The following is an 18,346-nucleotide window of genomic DNA, read 5'->3' as shown; positions in this document are numbered from 1 at the left end:
GCTGCATCATCCTGCCCCAGCGGCAGACATCCGATTTAGAGGGTGTGTGACTTCGCAGGCACAACCATGACACACCTCAACGCGCCGTCGCCCGGGCGATCTCTGCGTCCGTCAGGCGGCGAAATGAATCGGCCGAAGCCCCAAATGCATGGTCGAGCTGTGGGGTCAAGGCAGGCGTTGAGAAAACCAGCCGATAGACAGCCGGGCCGAACCGGATGAGGAAGACACGAAAGGTCCATCCTTCATTACGGGCGGCGGCCCTGACAGCGCTGATGCCATGAATCAAAAAACTTTCGATGGTGGACGGGCCAACTCCGGCGATCCAACCGGAGGCCATATATTCCCTCAGCGACTGAGAACTGTTGAGCTGTACCGCATCGAACCTGAGCGCCATCTTTCCCGATATTACGGACCCCGTGACATTGTCTTCATTGAGCTCAATCCGGTAGCCGGCAGGAAAGGTCACGGCGAACCCGAGCACGGGCGCTACCAGGGTTTGTCCCTGCAGGACACCAAATGACGCTACCGTGGCGGCCCGGGCGGGGAGCATTCCGGCGAGCAATGTGCCCCCCAGCATGGCGATCACATACCGCCGATCCAAACCCATCGCCTTCATGATCCCCTCCCCTGCAGCGGCGCTCATTCGATCGCAAGCAGCACCGCCGACGCGATCGCGATCACCCACACCGCCCCGCTGATGCGCCGCCAGCGGCCGGCCATGAGGTTCACCACCACATAGGTGATGAAGCCGAGGCCGATGCCGGTGGCGATGGAGAAGGTGAACACCACCGCCAGTGCCGTGGCGGCGGCAGGGAAGGCTTCGGCCGCATCGTCCCACGGCAGGTCGCCCATGGCGCCGATCATGGCGAGGGCAACCACCAGCAGCGCTGGCGCGGTGGCATATCCCGGCACCGCCAGCGCCAGCGGCGCAAACAGCAGGCAGGCGAGGAACATCAGCGCCACCACCACGGCGGTAAGGCCGGTGCGTCCGCCAGCCTCGATGCCGGCGGCGCTCTCGATGTAGGAGGTGAGCGTGGAGGTGCCGAGCGCCGAGCCGACGATGGCGCCGCCCGAATCGGCGATCAGCACCCGGCCGAGGCGCGGCACGGAGCCGTCCTCCCGCATCAGCCCGCCCTTGTAGAGCGTGGCGATGAGCGTGCCCATGTTGTCCAGGAGCACGAGCAGGAAGAGCGCCGCTATCACGCCGGTCATGGAGAGGCGCAGCACGCCCGCGATGTCGAGCTGGAGCAGCGTCGGTGCCAGCGAGGGCGGGGCCGAGACGATGCCGGAGAAGGAGACGAGGCCGAACGGCACGCCGGCCAGCGTCGCCGCCGCGATCCCTATGAGGATCGCCCCCGGCACGCCCCGTGCGGCAAGGCCACTCATGAGCAGGAACCCGCCACATGCGATGAAGGTCGAGGGCGTGGAGAGGTTGCCGAGCGCCACCAGCGTCACCGGGCTCGCCACCACCACACCCATGCCCTTGAGGCCCAGGAGCGCCAGGAACAGGCCGATGCCCGTGCCCATGCCGAGCTTCAGCGACATGGGAATGGAATTGAGCAGCCATTCCCGCACCTTGAACAGGCTGAGCGCGAGGAACAGCATGCCGGAGATGAACACCGCCCCCAGCGCCTGCTGCCAGGGCACGCCCATGCCGAGCACCACGGTGAAGGTGAAGTAGGCGTTGATGCCCATGGCCGGTGCCACGGCGATGGGATAGTTCGCGATGATCCCCATCATGGCGGAGCCGAACGCCGCCGAGAGGCAGGTGGCGGTGAAGGCAGCACCGGCATCGATGCCCGCCTGCGCCATGATCTGCGGGTTCACCACCACGATGTAGGCCATGGTGAGAAACGTGGTGATGCCCGCCACCACCTCGGTCGGAATGGTGGTGCCGTGCGCCTCCAGCTGGAAGACGCGCTCGATCAGTCCGCGCATGTGAAGCTGCCCTGCCCTATCCGGACAGAGGCTAGCAGCAACGTTGGCTCCGCGCAGGCGCTAATGCAGGTCCTTCAATGCAGGTCTTTCGTGTAGACGAATTTCGGCATGCTCCAGCCGAAGCGCAGGGCCAGCAGGCGCAGGGTGAGGCCGGCGGCCATGGCGATGGCCATCGTGAGCGGCTGCGGCAGTCCGGCGAGCGGCCCGGCCACGTAGAGCAGCCCCGTGAGGATCGAAACCGTCGCATAAAGTTCGGCGCGGAACAGCAGCGGCACCTCGTTGCATAGCACGTCCCGCAGCACGCCGCCGACGCAGCCGGTGATCATGCCCGCCGCGATCACCACGATGACCGGCAATCCCAGCCCAATGGCCACGTTGCAGCCGATGACGGTGAACACCACGAGGCCCACCGCATCGAGAAACAGGAACAGCTGCCGCAGATGGTCCATGACACGGGCGAGGAAGACGGTGCCCAGCGCCGCCCCTCCGGTGACGATGAGGTAGGAGGGGTTTGCGACCCATGAGAGCGGGTAGTTGCCGAGCAGCACATCCCGCACGGAGCCGCCGCCGAGCGCGGTGACGCAGCCGAGCAGGAACACGCCTACCCAGTCCATCTCCCGCCGGCCCGCCGCGAGGGCCGCCGTCATGGCCTCGGCCACGATGGCGACCAGATAGAGGATGTGGAGCAGGGTCTGCGGCGTCATGTCGAAAGTCAGGATGGGCCCCCCGCGCAAAAACGCCGCCTGCCCCGGCAGGGACAGGCGGCCTTGGTCGTCTCCCCAACGAACCGGGATGGTTCAGTGGCCCAGCACCGCCAGCAGCAGAAGCGCGACGATGTTGGTGATCTTGATCATCGGGTTCACGGCGGGGCCCGCCGTGTCCTTGTAGGGATCGCCCACGGTGTCGCCGGTGACGGACGCCTTGTGGGCCTCCGAGCCCTTCATGTGGCGCACGCCGTCCTTGTCCACGAAGCCATCCTCGAACGACTTCTTGGCATTGTCCCAGGCGCCGCCGCCCGAGGTCATGGAGATGGCGACGAACAGGCCGGTGACGATGACGCCGAGTAGCATCGCGCCGACCGCCGAGAAGGCCGCCGACTTGCCCGCCACGCCGCCGCCCGCCACGAAATAGATGACGAAATAGACGACGATGGGCGAGAGCACCGGCAGCAGCGAGGGGATGATCATCTCCTTGATCGCTGCCTTGGTCAGCATGTCCACGGCGCGGGAATAGTCCGGCTTCTCGGTGCCGGCCATGATGCCCGGCTTCTCGCGGAACTGCCTGCGCACCTCTTCCACGATGGCACCGGCCGCGCGACCCACGGCGGTCATACCCATGGCACCGAACAGGTATGGGAGCAGGCCGCCGAACAGCAGGCCCACCACTACATAGGGGTTCTCCAGCGAAAAGTTGGGCGAGACCCCGGCGAAGTAGGAGCCCGGCGCCGCCTGAGAGATGAAGAACTTGAGGTCCTGGTTGTAGGCGGCGAACAGCACCAGCGCGCCGAGGCCGGCGGAGCCGATGGCGTAGCCCTTCGTCACCGCCTTGGTGGTGTTGCCCACCGCGTCGAGGGCGTCGGTGGACTGGCGCACCTCCTTGGGCAGGCCGGCCATCTCGGCGATGCCGCCGGCATTGTCCGTCACCGGGCCGAAGGCATCGAGGGCCACGATCATGCCGGCGACGCCGAGCATGGTGGTGGCGGCGATGGCGATGCCGAACAGGCCGGCGAGGCCATAGGCACACAGGATGCCGGCGATGATGACGATAGTCGGCAGCGCCGTCGATTCCAGCGAGACGGCGAGGCCCTGGATGATGTTGGTGCCGTGCCCCGTCACCGAGGCCTGGGCGATGGACACCACCGGGCGATAGCCGGTGCCGGTGTAATATTCGGTGATGACGACGATGGCACCGGTCACCGCGAGGCCGACGAGGCCGCACAGGAACAGGCTCGTGCCCGAATAGGCCGCGCCCTGGATCGGGCCGAAGCCCGGCAGCAGCCACGTCACCACGGCAAGCGCGATGATGGAGAAGCCCGCCGTGGCCGCGAGGCCCTTGTAGAGCGCGCCCATGATGGAGGAGTTCGCCCCCAGCCGCACGAAATAGGTGCCGGCGATGGAGGTGAGGATGCACGCCCCGCCGATCGCCAGCGGATAGACGATCATGGTGGCGAGCGTCGCCGGAGTGGCGGCGAAGAAGATGGCCGCGAGCACCATGGTGGCGACCACGGTCACCGCATAGGTCTCGAACAGGTCGGCCGCCATGCCGGCGCAGTCGCCGACATTGTCGCCCACGTTGTCGGCGATGGTGGCCGGGTTGCGCGGGTCGTCCTCGGGAATGCCGGCCTCGACCTTGCCGACGAGGTCGCCGCCCACGTCCGCGCCCTTGGTGAAGATGCCGCCGCCGAGACGGGCGAAGATGGAGATGAGCGAGGCGCCGAAGCCCAGCGCCACCAGTGCATCCACCACCGTGCGGCTGTTCGGCGCGAAACCGAGGAAGCCGGTGAGGATGAGGTAGTAGACGCTGACGCCCAGCAGCGCGAGGCCGGCCACCAGAAGCCCGGTGACGGCACCGGCCTTGAAGGCGAGGTCGAGGCCACCGGCGAGCGAGAGCGTCGCCGCCTGCGCGGTGCGCACGTTGGCGCGGACCGACACGTTCATGCCGATGAAGCCGGCGAGGCCGGAGAGGATGGCGCCCAGCGCGAAGCCGATGGCCACCAGCCAGCCGAGAAACACGCCGACGAGGATGAAGATGACGGCACCGACGATGCCGATGGTGGTGTATTGCCGGCGCAGATAGGCCTGCGCGCCTTCAGCGATGGCGGATGCGATCTCCTGCATCCTGGCGGTTCCCGGGTCCGCCTCCATCAACCCTTTGATCGTCCATACGCCGTACGCCACGGCCAAGAGGCCGCAGACGATGATGAGCACCAGAGCCAGCATCTATCCCACCCTCACTCGTTTCCTGCCAATTATGTTTATGGGAGGAGTGTGAGGGGTGCCGTGGGCCATCGCAAGGGGCGTTTGGGCAAAGGGTCGCACCTTGGGGCGGTTTCATGAGACCGTTGGCTCTCGTGCCCCGGACGCATGGAGCGAAGCGGAATGTGATCCGGGGCCCAGCGCAAAACTTCGCCGAAGGCGGCTCCAGCGGAGAGGCCTTCGGACCTTGCCGGCTTCGCCGTCTTTTCCCTGGACCCCGGATCGGCGCTCCGGCTTTGCCGTCGCTGGTCCGGGGAACGCACCCCTCACCGCGTCGGCGGCGTTCCGGTGGAATCGCGGAACTCGAAGATCTTGCGCAGGAAGCCCGGCGCCACGGCCGAGATGGGGTTGATGCGCAGGGTGGGCCCCGTGGACAGCGGGCCGACGACCTCAAATGTCACGCCCACCAAGCCTTCGTTGGGTCCGCCGCCGAGAAACAGGCCGATCACCGGCAGCTTGGAGAAGATGTTGTTGAGCGCGTAGGCCGGCACGAAGGTGCCGCGCATGTTGATGCGGTCGGCTGCGAAATCCAGCGAGCCGTCGAAGGTAGCGCCCACGGAGGGGCCCCAGATGGCGCCTTCCTTGAACACGATCTTGCCGGTGGAGCGGGAGAACTGGGTCTGTGCCTTCTCGAAGGCCGCCGTGCCGTTCTCGATGCGGCCGGAGCTGTCGCGGGCGGCGCTGGAAAGGCGTTCGAGGCCCGGCTCGCCCTTGATGGAGAAGTTGCTCAGGTGCAGCACGCCCTCCTGCGGCGTGTTGTCGCTCCGCGGCGGATCGACGATGAGCCACGCCTCGCCGCCCTGCATCTTGGCGTAGATGTCCAGGAACCGGAACAGCGCGCCGGCATCCGAGGTGGTGATCTGGAGCGCCCGCTCGCGCCCCTGCCAGGTGCGCATCTCGCCGGCCACCGTGCCGTCCCGGCCGGTCTTCGCCGTGAGCGTGAAATCCCGCATCTCGACACCGCGCCGGGTGGTGGAGAGATCGAACTGGCGCAGCACCTCACCATTGTTGCCGGTGAGCGCGCCGATGCGCGCCTCCACGTCCACGTCCTGCGATTTGCGCTTGTCGGTGGGGGGGCCGCTGACCAGGCTCTTCATGATGCCGCGGGCATCCATCACCTCGCCGGTGATGCGGATCTTCAGCACGGAGCCGACCCGCTCCGCCTTGGCCGAAGCCTTGTCGCCGTCGGAGAGCTGGAAGGTCGGGAAACTCGCGCCCAGGAGATCGCCGCTGTCGGCCAGCTCGATGTTGCCCTTGAGCAGCGTTCCGGACCCATCGATCACCATCTCGTCCAGGCGGATGGAGCTGCCCTTGTCGTTCACCGTGAAGCGCGCCTTGAGCGGCTTGCCGGCGGGCTTGCTGAGGCCGGGGATGAGATCGGCGATGCGGGCCTGGGTCAGGTCCGATTCGATGCTGGCGCGCGTGTCCTTGTTGTTGGTGGTGCCCACGAGGCGCACGCTCACCGGCCCGCTCACGCCAGGAACGTCCACGCCGAGCTTGCCGCGGGCGGCGTCGTCGAGCGTGGCGGAGACGCGGATGTCCGAATCGGCCGCGTCCTTCTTCTTCTCGTACTCGAAGGCGAGTGGCGCCCCGGCGAGCTTGCCTTCGCCGCGCAGCACGATGCCGGCGGGCGAGGCGAACGCCTTCACCGTCGCGCCCTCGAGCCTCTGGCCCTTGAACACCTTGTCCACGCCGAAGTCGGTGAGGTTCGCCTCCAGCGAATAGTCGAGATCCTCCGGCAGCGGCACCTTGCGGAAGATCATGTTCACCTGCAGCAGCGCCGAAAGGCGGCCGCGCGTCGTGGACGGATCGAAGGCGGTGCCCTGGGGGCCTTTCAGCGGCTCCATGCCCAGCACCTCGATGCCAGCGTCCGCAGGGCCGTTGAAGTTCACCCGGATCTGCGCGGAGGGCTCGCGCGGGAAATAATCGGGGATGAGCATCACCCCGTCGCTCACCGCGATCTTGCGGTTCTGGGGCGTCACCACCGTGCCGTCCGGCATGGTGATGCGCACCGAGCGGCCGGTGACGAGGATCGCGAGGCTGGAATTGGTGATGGGCGGCAGGCCCTTGACGGGGCGCAGCGTCACCCCCTTGCCGGAGATGGTGAAGCGCACGCCATCCTCAGGCAGCGGCACCTGCTTCTGGCCGATGAGGTCGAGCGGCAGCTTCACCGCGACGGAGATGCCCTCGGCCGTGCCGCCGGAGACGTTCTCCACCGCGAACTGGCGGGCGGGGGGTGCGATGTTGACCGGCCAGAAGCGCTTCACCGTCGCCACCGGCATGGGAGAGGCGACGCCGTCGAACTTCAGGTAGGGGACCGCCACGCCGAAATCGAAAAGGGCGGTGAAGCTGAAGCTCGCGGTCGAGGCACCGAGCAGGCCTTCGTCCACGACGATTTGGCGGCTCGGCGGATCATACCGGCCGGATACGTCCACCTTGGTGATGACGAGGGGCGGCTCGGGCATTTCCGGGCCCTGAAGCACCACGCGCTTGGGCCCGATCTGGAACGGCCAGGGCTCCTGGGCCTTCGCCGGAACCTTGATCTCGCCGGCCAGCTCGATGACGTTCTGGCTCTTCACCGCCTCGATGGGCGCGACCACGATGACCCGGCGCGCCACGTCCAGCGTGGCGGCGATGCGCGCGTGGTCGATGACGAACCGTTCCTCCGGATCCTCGCCATTGCCGAGGGCTCCGGCGCCGAAGTCCAGGCTCGCCTCGGCCGACGTCAGCGTCCCGTCGAGGTCGAGGCGGGCGGCGAAGGCCGCGTTGAGCGGGGTATCGATATAGAAGCGCCGCTGGTCCTGCACGAAGGCCTGCAGCAGGTCGCGGGTCGACACGTTCTTGATGGAGACGTCGATGGCGCGCTGGCCGCCCTGGGCAGCGCTGATGCGCGCGACGGCGGTGGCGACGCCCTGTGGCGACTGGGTGGTGAAGGTGAGCACGGCCCCGCCCCCGGCCGGACGAGCCAGCCGGACGCTGATGTGCTGGAAGACGATGCGGTGCCCGGCCCCCTCGTTCTCCACGATCACGGTGCCGTCCTTGAGGCCCACGTCCGCCAGCGCCCCGCCGTCGAAGCCGGCAGTCTCGAGATCGGACATCCAGCGGGCGAGCGCGACCGGCTTGAGCGGATCGATATCCCCTGTTGCAGCGGCGGCGGCCGAAGGTTGCGCGCTCTGGCCGGACGCGGCCGGCGGAGCATCCGCAGCAGCTTGCGGCGCCGGGCTTGGAGTCGCGCCCGTGCGGGCGGAGGCGCTCGCCGGAATGGCCTTGGCGCCGCGGCCGGTGGCCACCGCCACCTGCCCGGTGGGGGCGATGCGCACGGTCATTTCCGCGCCGACCAGATCGATACGCCGCGCCTTCGGCATCAGAGAAAGGAGCGAGCCTTCCAGCTCCACTTCGGCGCTGGGCGCGCTGGCGACCAACTGCCCGTCCGGGCCGGTGACGCGGATATCATGGACCACCACGGCGGTGGCGCCCTGCCCCACCGTCTCCATGGTGGTGGCGCCGATGCTCACCTTGTGGCCGCCGCCGATGCGCTCTTCCAGCGCCCGCTCGATGTAGGGCGTGGCGAGGTTGGCCGTGACCATGCCGGTGGCGATGAGGACATAGAGCGTGACGGCGGCGAGGCCGCCGAGCGCGATGAGGACGAGGCACAGGCCGGTGAACAGGCGCGCGGCACGGCTGCGCGGGGTAAGCGCGCCGACAATGCCCCGGAAGCGGGACCGCTTTGGCTCGCGCCGCGCCCCCGCCGGCCTCTCCTGCCGAAACTCCATTCCTTCTGGACCTTCCCTCTACCGCTTCGGCCGTTTCCGGCCGTTTCGTCCGCAACCCGGCGATGGTCCCGCGGTGCCCTCCGAAAGGCGGATCGATTCGCCTCCGGCCCGCAAAAAGTGACCCTAACCTGCCCTTGTCTCGTAAAGATGAGGTGGATCAACTCCCTTGATGATACCATCTGGCCCAAGAACGCGGCCATCTTGTGGGCTTGCATTTGAGCAGCCCCGTATGGCGCCGAACACGTCGAAAGGAAGGCGGAATGTCCAGTTTCCCGGAGGTTGGCGCCAAGGCGCCTGCTTTCTCGCTCACCCGTGATGGGGGCGGCACCGTTTCATTGAAGGATTTCAAGGGCCGCAAGCTGGTGGTCTATTTCTACCCCAAGGCTGACACGCCCGGCTGCACCAAGGAAGCCATCGCCTTCAACGGCCTGAAGGCCGACTTCGCCGCCGCCGACACGGACATCCTCGGCGTCTCGGCCGACGAGGTGAAGGCGCAGGACAAGTTCCGCGACAAGTACAGCCTCGGATTCGCGCTGGGCTCCGACCCGGACAAGGCCATGCTGGAGGCCTATGGCGTGTGGGTCGAGAAGAGCATGTACGGGCGCAAGTACATGGGCGTGGAACGTGCCACCGTCCTCATCGGCCGCGACGGCAAGGTGGCGAAGACCTGGCCTAAGGTGAAGGTGGACGGCCACGCCGCCGAAGTGCTCAAGGCGGCACAAGAGCTGGGCTGAGCCCGGCCGGGGAAGCGGACGTGCCGCTCCCCTACCCCGCCGCCACCACGTTCTGCGGCAGGATGAAGGGCCCCGGAGGCGCAACGCCGATTCGCAGGCGGATGCCGAAGGCCTCCGCCAGAACCGCCTCGGTCAGCACCTCCGCCACCGGCCCGGCCGCGCGCACCTGACCACCCGCCAGCACCACGATCTCGTCCGCCACCATGGCGGCGAGGTTGAGGTCGTGGAGCACCGCCAGCACGCCTCCGCCCGCATCCGCATGGGTGCGCGCGATGTTGAGCACGGTGAGCTGGTGGGCAAGGTCGAGGCTGGCGGTGGGCTCGTCCAGGAAGAGGTAGCCTGGAACGTCCGCCTTCCCCGCGTCCAGCTGGGCGAGGATGCGGGCGAGCTGCACGCGCTGCCGCTCGCCGCCAGACAGGCTGTCATAGCGCCGATCGGCGAAGCCGGGCAGGTCGACCCGCGCGAGCAGGCGCAGGATGCGGGCGCGGTCATGCCCCTCCCCTGTCATGAGGCCGGCGGCGATGACTTCGGCGGCGGTGAAGGGAAACGCCACCTCCGCCGCCTGCGGCAGCACCGCCCGGCGGCGCGCCAGCTCCAGCGGGCGCATGGCGTGGATGGACACGCCGTCCAACGTCACCCGCCCGGTCGCGAGCCGGTGCTCGCCGGACATGGCCTTGAGCAGGGTCGACTTGCCGGCGCCATTCGGCCCCACCAGCACGGTGACCCGCCCCGGCCACACGCAGATGCTTGCCGCATCCACCAAGCGGCGGCCGGAGGCAGTGACGGTGACGTTTTCCGCGCGATACATGCTCACCCCACGAACGCCCGGCGCTTCAGCAGGAGCCACAGGAAGAAGGGCGCGCCAACCAAAGCCGTGACCACACCCAGCGGCAGCTCGGCCGGCGCCGCGATCATCCGGGCGAGAATGTCCGCCCCCAGCAGCACCGCCACCCCGAGCAGTGCCGAGGCCGGCACCAGCGCGCGATGGGAGGGCCCGATCACGAGGCGCGCCAGATGCGGCACCACCAGCCCAACGAAACCGACGACGCCGGTGGCCGCCACCGCCGCCCCCACCCCCGTCGCGACGGCGACGACGGCGGTGCGCTTCAGCCGCTCCACTGAGACGCCGGCGTGAAACGCCTCCGCCTCGCCCAGCGCCAGCGCATCGAGCCCACGCGCAAGGCCGACGGCGATGGCCAGCAGCCCCAGCACGAACGGCGCGGCGAGCGCCGCCTTCATCCAGGTCGCGCCGCCGAGGCTGCCGAGGGTCCAGAACAGGAAATCCCGCGTCTGCTGCTCGGAGGCGAGGAACACCATCACCCCCGTGCCGGCGCTGGCCAGCGCCCCGAGGGCAAGGCCGGCGAACAGGAGCGTCGCCACGGAGGTGCGCCCGTCGTGTTCGGCGAGCCGCGCAATGACGAGGGTAGTGACAAGCCCGCCCGCGAAGGCGGCGAGCGGCAGCCCCACCACCTGCAACGGCGGCGGCAGCAAGGCGAGGAGCGGCGCGCCGAACACGACGAACGCCACCGCCGCCAGCGCCGCCCCCGGCGCGACGCCCACGAGGCTGGGATCGGCGAGCGGATTGCGGAATACGCCCTGCATCAACGCCCCCGCCACCGCCATGCCCGCGCCGGCGAGCGCGCCGACGATGGCGCGGGGCAGGCGCACGTCCAGCACTACGATGCGCTCGCGCAAGGCACCAGCGGGCGTGGCCCCGCTGATCCATTCCCACAGCACGGCGAACACCCGTCCCGGCGCGATCGTGAAGGGGCCGATGGCCAGCGCGCCCACGAAAGCTGCAACGGCCAGCACCGCGAACAGCGTCAGCCCCGCCGCTACCGGACGCCCGCGCGTTCCCGCCTCCGCCGTGGCCATCACAACGCCTTCCATGCTCATTGGTCCGGCTCCGCACTCCAGGGCCGGGACGGCAGCTCCGGCAGCTTGGCGCCCGGATGCAGCGCAGCCGCGAGATCGCGCGCCGCGCGCGGGGTGCGGGGGCCGAAACCGAGCAGATACGAGCCGGGCAGCGCCACGAGGCGCTTGTCCCGCGCGGCCGGCGTTCCGGCGAAGGCGGGCAGCGCGAATACGGTGGCGGCATCGAGAACCTGCCCGCCCCCGCGCATCACCACCACCGCCTCCGGCTCCGCCGACATGGCGGCTTCGTCCAGTGCCGGCTTGAAGCCCTTGATCTCAGCCATGGCATTGGTGAGGCCCGCGAGTTTCAGGATGGCGTCGGCGCTGGTGTCCGAGCCGCCCACCACCGCCGCGCCGCCCGAGGCGGAGAGCACGAACACCGCGCGCGGCCGCTCCGGCAGCGCCTTCACCATGGCGTCGAGCGCGGCGAAATCGTCGGAGACCTCGGTAGCCAGTGCCTTGCCTTTCTCCTCTGCGCCCACCGCCTTGGCCACCGCCGCGATCTTGCGCAGCACCGCCTCCCGGTCATGCCCGTCCGGAATGACGACGACCGGCACCGACGCCTGCTTCAGCACCTCCATGGTGGAGGGAGGGCCGGCGCCTTCCATGGCGAGGATAAGCGTCGGCCCCACCGAGAGCACGCCCTCCGGCGACAAGGCTCGGGCATAGCCCACATCCGGCAAAGCGCGGGCGGCGGCGGGATAGCGGCTGGTCTGGTCCACGGCCACCACACGATCCCCGAAGCCAAGCGCGAACAGGATCTCCGTCACCGCGCCGCCGATGGAAACGATACGCAGCTGCACTGCCCCTTGCGGCTGGGCCGCCGCGCCCCGGGGCGCCAGGCCGGTGACGCCAACAAGGACAGCGACGACCGCGCCAAGGACGTCTCGACGCCCCGCAACGTGGCACGCACGGATAGCTTTCTGAACCTGGGGCAGCATGGAATTAGTGCAACTCCATTTTCTCATGGCGAGTCTTCATTCGAGCGATTCGCCTTTATTTTATTTATTCTAATATCGATTCGGCACTTATTTACGTGCCAGAGACGCAACAATCTCTGACGTTATTTCAGTTCATTGGCAAGTTAGATGTATTCTTCTTGACGCACCTGTGGCGCAACGGTAGCCAAGTTGTGTCAGGCAGACGCCTGTTCAGGCAGCACGCCTGCGGCCCGCCACGTCCCCGGCTTCCGGTTCGACGCCAGCCAGCCTCCGAACATCAGCCGGGAGAGGATTATGGCGGCACAACCGCAGCGCATGGGCGTGTTCAGGGCCGAAGGGCATCGCCGGGGGAAAGAGGCGCTGCTCGCGGGGGTGGCGCTGTGCGCCGTGCTGATGGCCACGCCACTCAATGCCCAGAGCGCGCCGGAGGCCGGCGCAACCGACGACACGACGACGATCTCCCTCGACACCATCACGGTCGCCGCGAGCCTCTCCGAGGAGCGCGCCATCGATGCCCTCGCCGCCATCAGCGTGGTGCGGCCGGACGATCTCGAACAGCTCATGCCGTCGCGCACGCAGGACGTGTTCTTCGGCATGCCGGGCACCACCGTCATCCAGAACGGCAACTCCACCCAGGCCTCCATCAACATTCGCGGCATGGAGGATTACGGCCGCGTCGCAGTGTTCGTCGATGGCGCGCGCCAGAACTTCACCCAGCTTGGCCACGGCACCGGCGCCGGCTCCTTCTTTCTCGAGCCGGGACTGCTGGCGGGCGTGGACGTGGTGCGCGGCCCGGTCGCCAACATCTACGGCTCGGGCGCCATTGGCGGCGTCGTCACCTTCCGCACCAAGGACGCCAACGACATCATCAAGCCGGGCCAGACCTGGGGCGTGGAATCCGCCGGCGAATTCGGCTCCAACGGACCGATGGGCTACGCCGCCCTGTTCGCGGCGGCGAAGGTGAACCCGAACATCGACCTGTTCTTCGGCGGCACCTATCGCTCGCAGGGCGACTATACGGACGGCGACGGCAACGTGGTGCCCGGCACCGGCTCGGACATCTGGACCGGCATCGCCAAGCTCACCTTCCGGCCGGCGGACCACCACGAGGTGAAGATCACCGGCCTCAACTATGACGCCGATTACACCACCTACAACGCCGCGCTGGTGAACAACGACATCCCCGCCGGCTCCACCCAGTACGGCACCACCGTTCTCAACCAGACGCTGACGGCGAGCTGGAACTACACCAACCCGGACGACAACGTCTTCGACTGGCGCAGCCAGATCTACTGGAACCGGGTGAAGCAGAGCCAGCTGAAGGTGGCGGGCACGCCGAGCTCCATCACCGGCTCCATCGGCGATCCGCGCTATTTCACCATCGACACGCTGGGCTTCGACCTCAACAACACGTCCCGCTTCACCTTCGCCGACATCCGCAACGCCATCACCATCGGCGGCGACTATTTCCACGACGACGTGGACAATATCGATAATTACGGCTTCGGCGACGGCTACAACCCGTCCGGCGAGCGCGGCGTGGGCGGCGCCTTCATCCAATGGAAGGCCAATTATTCCACCTGGTTCGAGGCCATCGGCGCGCTGCGCTACGATACCTACAATCTGAGCGGCGACGGCGTTTCCACCAGCGGAGACCACCTCTCGCCCAAGATCACCGTGGGCCTCACGCCCTGGCAGTGGGTGACGCTCTACGGCACCTTCGCCGAGGGCTATCGCGCGCCGGCGGTGACCGAGACGCTGGTGAACGGCGCGCACCCACCGAACATCCCGCTCGTCTTCTGTCCGGACGGCAGCTACGGCGTGTTCTGCTTCGTGCCGAACCCGTATCTCAAGCCCGAGATCGGCAAGAACAAGGAAGTCGGCCTTAATCTCAGGTTCGACGACATCTTCACCAAGGGCGACAAGTTCCGTGCCAAGGCAAACGTCTACCAGAACGACGTGGAGGACTACATCGAGCTGGTGGGCTACGACAAGACGATCTACGGCACCTATGCCAACTACCAGTACCAAAACATCGCCAACGCCCGCCTGCGCGGCTTCGAGTTCGAGAGCAATTACGACGCCGGCGTCTGGTTCGCGGGCTTCAACGCCACTGTGTCGGATGGCGAGAACACCAACAACGGCCAGCCCCTCGCCAACGTGATGCCCAACAACATCGCCGCGACGCTCGGTGCCCGCTTCTTCGAGAACAAGCTCACCGTCTCGGTGCGCTGGCAGTGGGTGGCGGCGAAGACTGCAGCCGACTTGCCGACCGACTCGCCCTATGAGCCGACGCCGAGCTTCAACCTCGTGAACCTCTATCTCGGCTACCAGCCGGACCCGAACGTGCTGGCCCAGCTCTCCGTTGAGAACCTCTTCAACGAGCAGTACGTTCAGTACCAGCAGTTCCTGCCGAGCGCCGGCATCACCGCGAAGGCTGGCCTCAAGTTCAAGATCGGCGCCGACACCATCGCGGCGGCGACGCCCTATCCGGTGAAATAGCCGGCCACTGCCCCATCCCATTGCCAGAACGGAGTGACGAAATGTTCATTGCCACTAACAGGTTCAAGGTGAAGCACGGATCCGAGGCCGAGTTCGAGCGGGTCTGGCGCGAGCGCGACACCTACATCGCCAGCGTGCCCGGCTTCGTCGCCTTCGACCTGTGCCGCGGGCCGGAGAAGGAGGAATACACCCTCTACATCTCCCACACCGTGTGGGGCTCCAAGGCGGATTTCGAGGCCTGGACCAAGTCCGAGGCCTTCCGCCTCGCCCACCGCGACGCGGGTGCGTCATCCAACCGCGTGAACTATATCGGCGGTCCGGAGTTTGAAGGATTTGAGTCGGTGCTCTCGCTTACCCCCGGCGAGAAGGCGGCCTGAGGGCCCATCGACCCGAACCACGGTGTACCTCCAGCCCGGCCGGACCCGATGTCCGCGCCGGGCTTTTCTTTGGTTCGGCTGGGCCACATCGCGCTGCCCTGCCCCCTTTTGCGCCCCCTCTCCCCTTGCGGGAGAGGGCCGGGGTGAGGGGTATGGCGCCGCATAATCCGGGTGGCGGACCTCGACCTGAGAATCCCCCTCACCCCCGGCCCCTCTCCCGCGAGGGGAGAGGGGAGGACTGCCCGGCTCACGTCGGCGCCATGCCCTTTCCTTGCCGGCTTCGCTTGGCTACCGTCTTGGCCCTTTTCCCGGCCCTGGAATTCCCCGGCCCTGGAATTCCCCGGCCCTTGAGCCAACAGGATCGCGCCATGACGGCCTATTCCGACCTCGCCGCCCATTTCGACCGGACCGCGGCGCTCGCCAACGGCATCGGCATCCTCCAGTGGGACAGCGACACCATGATGCCCAAGGGCGCCGCCTCCACCCGGGCGGAGAGCCTCGCCCTGCTGCGCGTGCTCCACCACAACATGGCCACCGACCCGCGCATCGGTGACTGGATCGCCGCCTCCGAGGGGGAAGACCTCGGCCCGTGGGAGCGCGCCAACGTGCGCGAGATCACCCGCAGCTTCACCGTGGACACGGCGGTGCCGGCCGACCTCGTGGAAGCCTCCAGCCGCGCCGCCTCCCGCTGCGAGATGGCCTGGCGCAAGGCGCGCGCGGACGCGGATTTTCCGGCCCTCCTGCCCTATCTGGAGGAGGTGCTGCGGCTCCAGCGCGAGATCGGACGGGTGAAGGGCGAGAAGCTCGGCCTCTCCCCCTATGATGCCCTGCTCAACGGCTACGAGCCCGGCGGACGCTCGGCCCGGATCGATGCGCTGTTCGACGACCTCGCCCAGTTCCTGCCCGGCTTCACCGAGGAAGTGCTGGAGATCCAGGCCCGCCGCCCGGCGACCCCCGCGCTGGAAGGACCCTTCGCCGTTGAGGCCCAGCGCCAGCTCGGGCTGGAACTGATGAAGGTGGTGGGCTTCGATTTCGAGCGTGGCCGGCTGGACGTCTCGGCCCATCCCTTCTGCGGCGGCGCCGACAACGACGTGCGCATCACCACGCGCTATGACGAAAGCGATTTCTCCCGCGCCCTCATGGGCGTGCTGCACGAGACCGGACATGCGCTCTATGAGCAGGGCCGGCCGCAGGACTACATCCACCAGCCGGTCGGGCAGGCGCGGTCCATGAGCATCCATGAGAGCCAGTCGCTGCTCATGGAGATGCAGGCCTGCCGCAGCCGGGAATTCCTCACCTTCGCCGCCCCGCGCATGCGCGCCGCCTTCAATGGTTCCGGCCCGGCCTGGGAGGCCGATGCCCTGTGGCGGCTCTACACCAAGGTGGAGCGCGGCTTCATCCGGGTAGATGCGGACGAGGTGACCTATCCCGCCCACGTCATCCTGCGCTACCGGCTGGAGAAGGCGCTGATCGGCGACGAGATGAAGCTCGCCGATCTGCCCGGCGCGTGGGCCGATGGCATGCAGGCGCTGCTCGGAGTGACCCCGCCCAACGATCGCCTCGGCTGCTTGCAGGACATCCATTGGCCGGGCGGCGGCTGGGGCTATTTCCCCACCTACACGCTGGGCGCGATGACCGCCGCGCAGCTGTTCGATGCCGCCTGCCGGGCCGATCCAGGCATCCTGCCCGGCATTGCCAAGGGGGATTTCGCACCGCTGCTGGCGTGGCTGCGCGTGAATGTCCACGGACAGGCTTCGTTGCTGGAGACCGATGAGCTGCTCACCCGCGCCACCGGCCGGCCGCTCGATGCCTCGGTGTTCAAGGCCCACCTGCGCCGGCGCTATGGCGGCGAGATGGAGCATTCGGTGGCCGCCTGAGCCGCTCAACGCAAAACGGCCGGGCATCTGCCCGGCCGTTTTCGTTTCAGAAGGAGCCCTGCCTCAGAGACCGGCGACGTAGCGGCTCGGGTCGACCGGGGTTGAGCCCTTGCGGATCTCGAAGTGCAGCTGGGGCGAGGTGACATTGCCGCTCTGGCCGGCCTTGGCGACGATCTGGCCGCGCCGCACGGTATCGCCCCGCTTGACGGTCAGCTCGCTGTTGTTGGCATAGGCGGTCACATAACCATCGGCGTGCTTGATGAGCACGAGATTGCCATAGCCCTTCAGCTCGTTGCCGGCATAGGCGACGGTGCCGTCCTCGGCGGCGCGCACCGCGGTGCCTTCCGGCACGGCGAAGTTCACGCCGTCATTGTGGGCGCCACCGGGCTTGGGACCATAGGAGGCGATGACGCGACCACGGACGGGCGCGCGGAACTGGGGACCGGAGCCGGCGCGCGGAGCGTCGTCGGCATCCTCCACCGGCGTCACCTTCGCGGCCGTCTCGACCTTGGGCTCGGGCGCCGAGGACTTCGACACGGCCGGGGTCGGCGCGGAGCCGGGCTTCGCGGCAGCGGTCTGCGTGGGCTTTGCCGCAGGGGCGGGCGTCAGGGCCGGAGCGGGCGCAGCAGCGACCGTCGCGGGCTTCGCCGATCCGGGAACCTGCAGCGTGCTCGGGACCGGAGCAGCCGCGGCGAGCTGCGGCGGCTTGGCGGCGGCGGTGGTCTGGGCGGCAGCCTGGGTGGCCTTCGCCTGTGACGCGCCGTTGCCGCCGGGCGGGATGATGAGCGTCTGGCCGGTCCGCACCGTGCCGCCGGCCGGGATGTTGTTGGCGATCGTCAGCGACGCGACCGAGACGTTGTACATGCGGGCAACGGAGCCGAGCGTCTCGCCCGCCACCACCACATGGGTACCGGCCGCGGGACCGCGGGCCGGAGCGGCAGGGGCCGACGGCGCCGCCGCGTAGCCGGGTGCGCCATACAGGGGCTGGGCGGCTCCCGTCGAAGCGTAGGAGGAGGGCTGGTAGCCGGGCGCGGCGGCCTGGCCCGGCGGCGGCGCGGGCATTGCCTCGACGCGGCCGGAGCCGAGCGAGCCGGTGACATCCCCGCTGCCGGCAGGCGGATAACCGCCCGGGTGGCCCTGATAGCCCGCGACGGGCGCTCCGGCCGGGGGCTGGGGGGAGTCGGCAGCGAAGCGGTTCGTATCCGAACTGCAGCCCGCGACTGTTCCGGACACGAGCCCGATCAGCGCCAGCCGCGCGAAGACGTTACGCCCGTGTGTCCCGCAGGAATTACGCATGTGACCGAACTCGCACGCA

The 18,346-nt window shown here is 68.2% G+C and carries 13 protein-coding genes; 4 read left to right on the top strand and 9 right to left on the bottom strand.

Annotated features, from left to right (window positions below; genetic code table 11):
* Positions 1-76: 76 nt before the first annotated feature.
* The 5 genes from ACT535_RS01575 to ACT535_RS01555 all read right to left on the bottom strand — a co-directional run bounded on the left by ACT535_RS01575 (position 77) and on the right by ACT535_RS01555 (position 8,686).
* Positions 77-616: a hypothetical protein gene (locus ACT535_RS01575; protein ID WP_476363121.1), complete on the bottom strand. Its 540-nt coding sequence runs from the start codon at positions 614-616 to the stop codon at positions 77-79.
* A gap of 23 nt (positions 617-639) precedes the next feature.
* Positions 640-1,938, bottom strand: a complete 1,299-nt coding sequence (locus ACT535_RS01570) for an NCS2 family permease (RefSeq protein ID WP_476363120.1) — start codon at positions 1,936-1,938, stop codon at positions 640-642.
* A gap of 74 nt (positions 1,939-2,012) precedes the next feature.
* A complete protein-coding gene (locus ACT535_RS01565; RefSeq protein ID WP_476363119.1) occupies positions 2,013-2,642 on the bottom strand; it encodes a trimeric intracellular cation channel family protein in 630 nt (209 codons plus the stop codon).
* 93 nt (positions 2,643-2,735) lie between these two features.
* Positions 2,736-4,877: a sodium-translocating pyrophosphatase gene (locus ACT535_RS01560; RefSeq protein WP_476363118.1), complete on the bottom strand. Its 2,142-nt coding sequence runs from the start codon at positions 4,875-4,877 to the stop codon at positions 2,736-2,738.
* A 302-nt stretch (positions 4,878-5,179) separates the two neighbouring features.
* Complete coding sequence (locus tag ACT535_RS01555) at positions 5,180-8,686, bottom strand: DUF3971 domain-containing protein (RefSeq protein ID WP_476363117.1); 3,507 nt, start codon at positions 8,684-8,686, stop codon at positions 5,180-5,182.
* A 260-nt stretch (positions 8,687-8,946) separates the two neighbouring features.
* Between ACT535_RS01555 and ACT535_RS01550 the strand changes: the two genes are divergently transcribed.
* Positions 8,947-9,420 carry a peroxiredoxin family protein gene (locus tag ACT535_RS01550; RefSeq protein ID WP_168456966.1) on the top strand — a complete coding sequence of 158 codons (474 nt, stop codon included), beginning with the start codon at positions 8,947-8,949 and terminating at the stop codon, positions 9,418-9,420.
* 31 nt (positions 9,421-9,451) lie between these two features.
* On the opposite strand, the gene ACT535_RS01545 is transcribed toward ACT535_RS01550, so the two are convergent.
* From ACT535_RS01545 to ACT535_RS01535, 3 genes are read right to left on the bottom strand one after another with little or no spacing between them, the layout of a single operon-like run.
* Positions 9,452-10,228: a heme ABC transporter ATP-binding protein gene (locus ACT535_RS01545; protein ID WP_476363116.1), complete on the bottom strand. Its 777-nt coding sequence runs from the start codon at positions 10,226-10,228 to the stop codon at positions 9,452-9,454.
* Between the two features lie 2 nt (positions 10,229-10,230).
* Positions 10,231-11,316, bottom strand: a complete 1,086-nt coding sequence (locus tag ACT535_RS01540) for a FecCD family ABC transporter permease (RefSeq protein ID WP_476363115.1) — start codon at positions 11,314-11,316, stop codon at positions 10,231-10,233.
* Positions 11,313-12,137: a heme/hemin ABC transporter substrate-binding protein gene (locus tag ACT535_RS01535; protein WP_476363114.1), complete on the bottom strand. Its 825-nt coding sequence runs from the start codon at positions 12,135-12,137 to the stop codon at positions 11,313-11,315. The genes ACT535_RS01540 and ACT535_RS01535 overlap by 4 nt, the downstream gene beginning before the upstream one ends.
* A 432-nt stretch (positions 12,138-12,569) precedes the next feature.
* Between ACT535_RS01535 and ACT535_RS01530 the strand changes: the two genes are divergently transcribed.
* From ACT535_RS01530 to ACT535_RS01520, 3 genes are all read left to right on the top strand, one after another.
* Positions 12,570-14,777 carry a TonB-dependent hemoglobin/transferrin/lactoferrin family receptor gene (locus tag ACT535_RS01530; RefSeq protein ID WP_476363113.1) on the top strand — a complete coding sequence of 736 codons (2,208 nt, stop codon included), beginning with the start codon at positions 12,570-12,572 and terminating at the stop codon, positions 14,775-14,777.
* A gap of 41 nt (positions 14,778-14,818) precedes the next feature.
* Positions 14,819-15,154: a heme-degrading protein HmuQ gene (gene hmuQ, locus ACT535_RS01525; protein ID WP_168456963.1), complete on the top strand. Its 336-nt coding sequence runs from the start codon at positions 14,819-14,821 to the stop codon at positions 15,152-15,154.
* Between the two features lie 368 nt (positions 15,155-15,522).
* Entirely contained in the window at positions 15,523-17,031 is a 1,509-nt protein-coding gene (locus tag ACT535_RS01520; RefSeq protein ID WP_476363112.1) for a carboxypeptidase M32, read from the top strand.
* A gap of 63 nt (positions 17,032-17,094) precedes the next feature.
* On the opposite strand, the gene ACT535_RS01515 is transcribed toward ACT535_RS01520, so the two are convergent.
* Entirely contained in the window at positions 17,095-18,327 is a 1,233-nt protein-coding gene (locus ACT535_RS01515) for a peptidoglycan DD-metalloendopeptidase family protein (protein ID WP_476363111.1), read from the bottom strand.
* Between the last annotated feature and the right edge of the window lie 19 nt (positions 18,328-18,346).

The sequence above is a fragment of the Xanthobacter sp. DMC12 genome (assembly GCF_056314105.1).
This window is presented reverse-complemented; position numbering and strand designations above follow the sequence as displayed.

Coding starts and splice junctions, on each gene's coding strand:
- ACT535_RS01555 (WP_476363117.1), bottom strand. CDS start 8,686: ATGGAGTTTCGGCAGGAGAGGCCGGCGGGGGCGCGGCGCGAGCCAAAG.
- hmuQ (WP_168456963.1), top strand. CDS start 14,819: ATGTTCATTGCCACTAACAGGTTCAAGGTGAAGCACGGATCCGAGGCC.
- ACT535_RS01565 (WP_476363119.1), bottom strand. CDS start 2,642: ATGACGCCGCAGACCCTGCTCCACATCCTCTATCTGGTCGCCATCGTG.
- ACT535_RS01520 (WP_476363112.1), top strand. CDS start 15,523: ATGACGGCCTATTCCGACCTCGCCGCCCATTTCGACCGGACCGCGGCG.
- ACT535_RS01560 (WP_476363118.1), bottom strand. CDS start 4,877: ATGCTGGCTCTGGTGCTCATCATCGTCTGCGGCCTCTTGGCCGTGGCG.
- ACT535_RS01550 (WP_168456966.1), top strand. CDS start 8,947: ATGTCCAGTTTCCCGGAGGTTGGCGCCAAGGCGCCTGCTTTCTCGCTC.
- ACT535_RS01570 (WP_476363120.1), bottom strand. CDS start 1,938: ATGCGCGGACTGATCGAGCGCGTCTTCCAGCTGGAGGCGCACGGCACC.
- ACT535_RS01575 (WP_476363121.1), bottom strand. CDS start 616: ATGAAGGCGATGGGTTTGGATCGGCGGTATGTGATCGCCATGCTGGGG.
- ACT535_RS01515 (WP_476363111.1), bottom strand. CDS start 18,327: ATGCGTAATTCCTGCGGGACACACGGGCGTAACGTCTTCGCGCGGCTG.
- ACT535_RS01540 (WP_476363115.1), bottom strand. CDS start 11,316: ATGAGCATGGAAGGCGTTGTGATGGCCACGGCGGAGGCGGGAACGCGC.
- ACT535_RS01530 (WP_476363113.1), top strand. CDS start 12,570: ATGGCGGCACAACCGCAGCGCATGGGCGTGTTCAGGGCCGAAGGGCAT.
- ACT535_RS01545 (WP_476363116.1), bottom strand. CDS start 10,228: ATGTATCGCGCGGAAAACGTCACCGTCACTGCCTCCGGCCGCCGCTTG.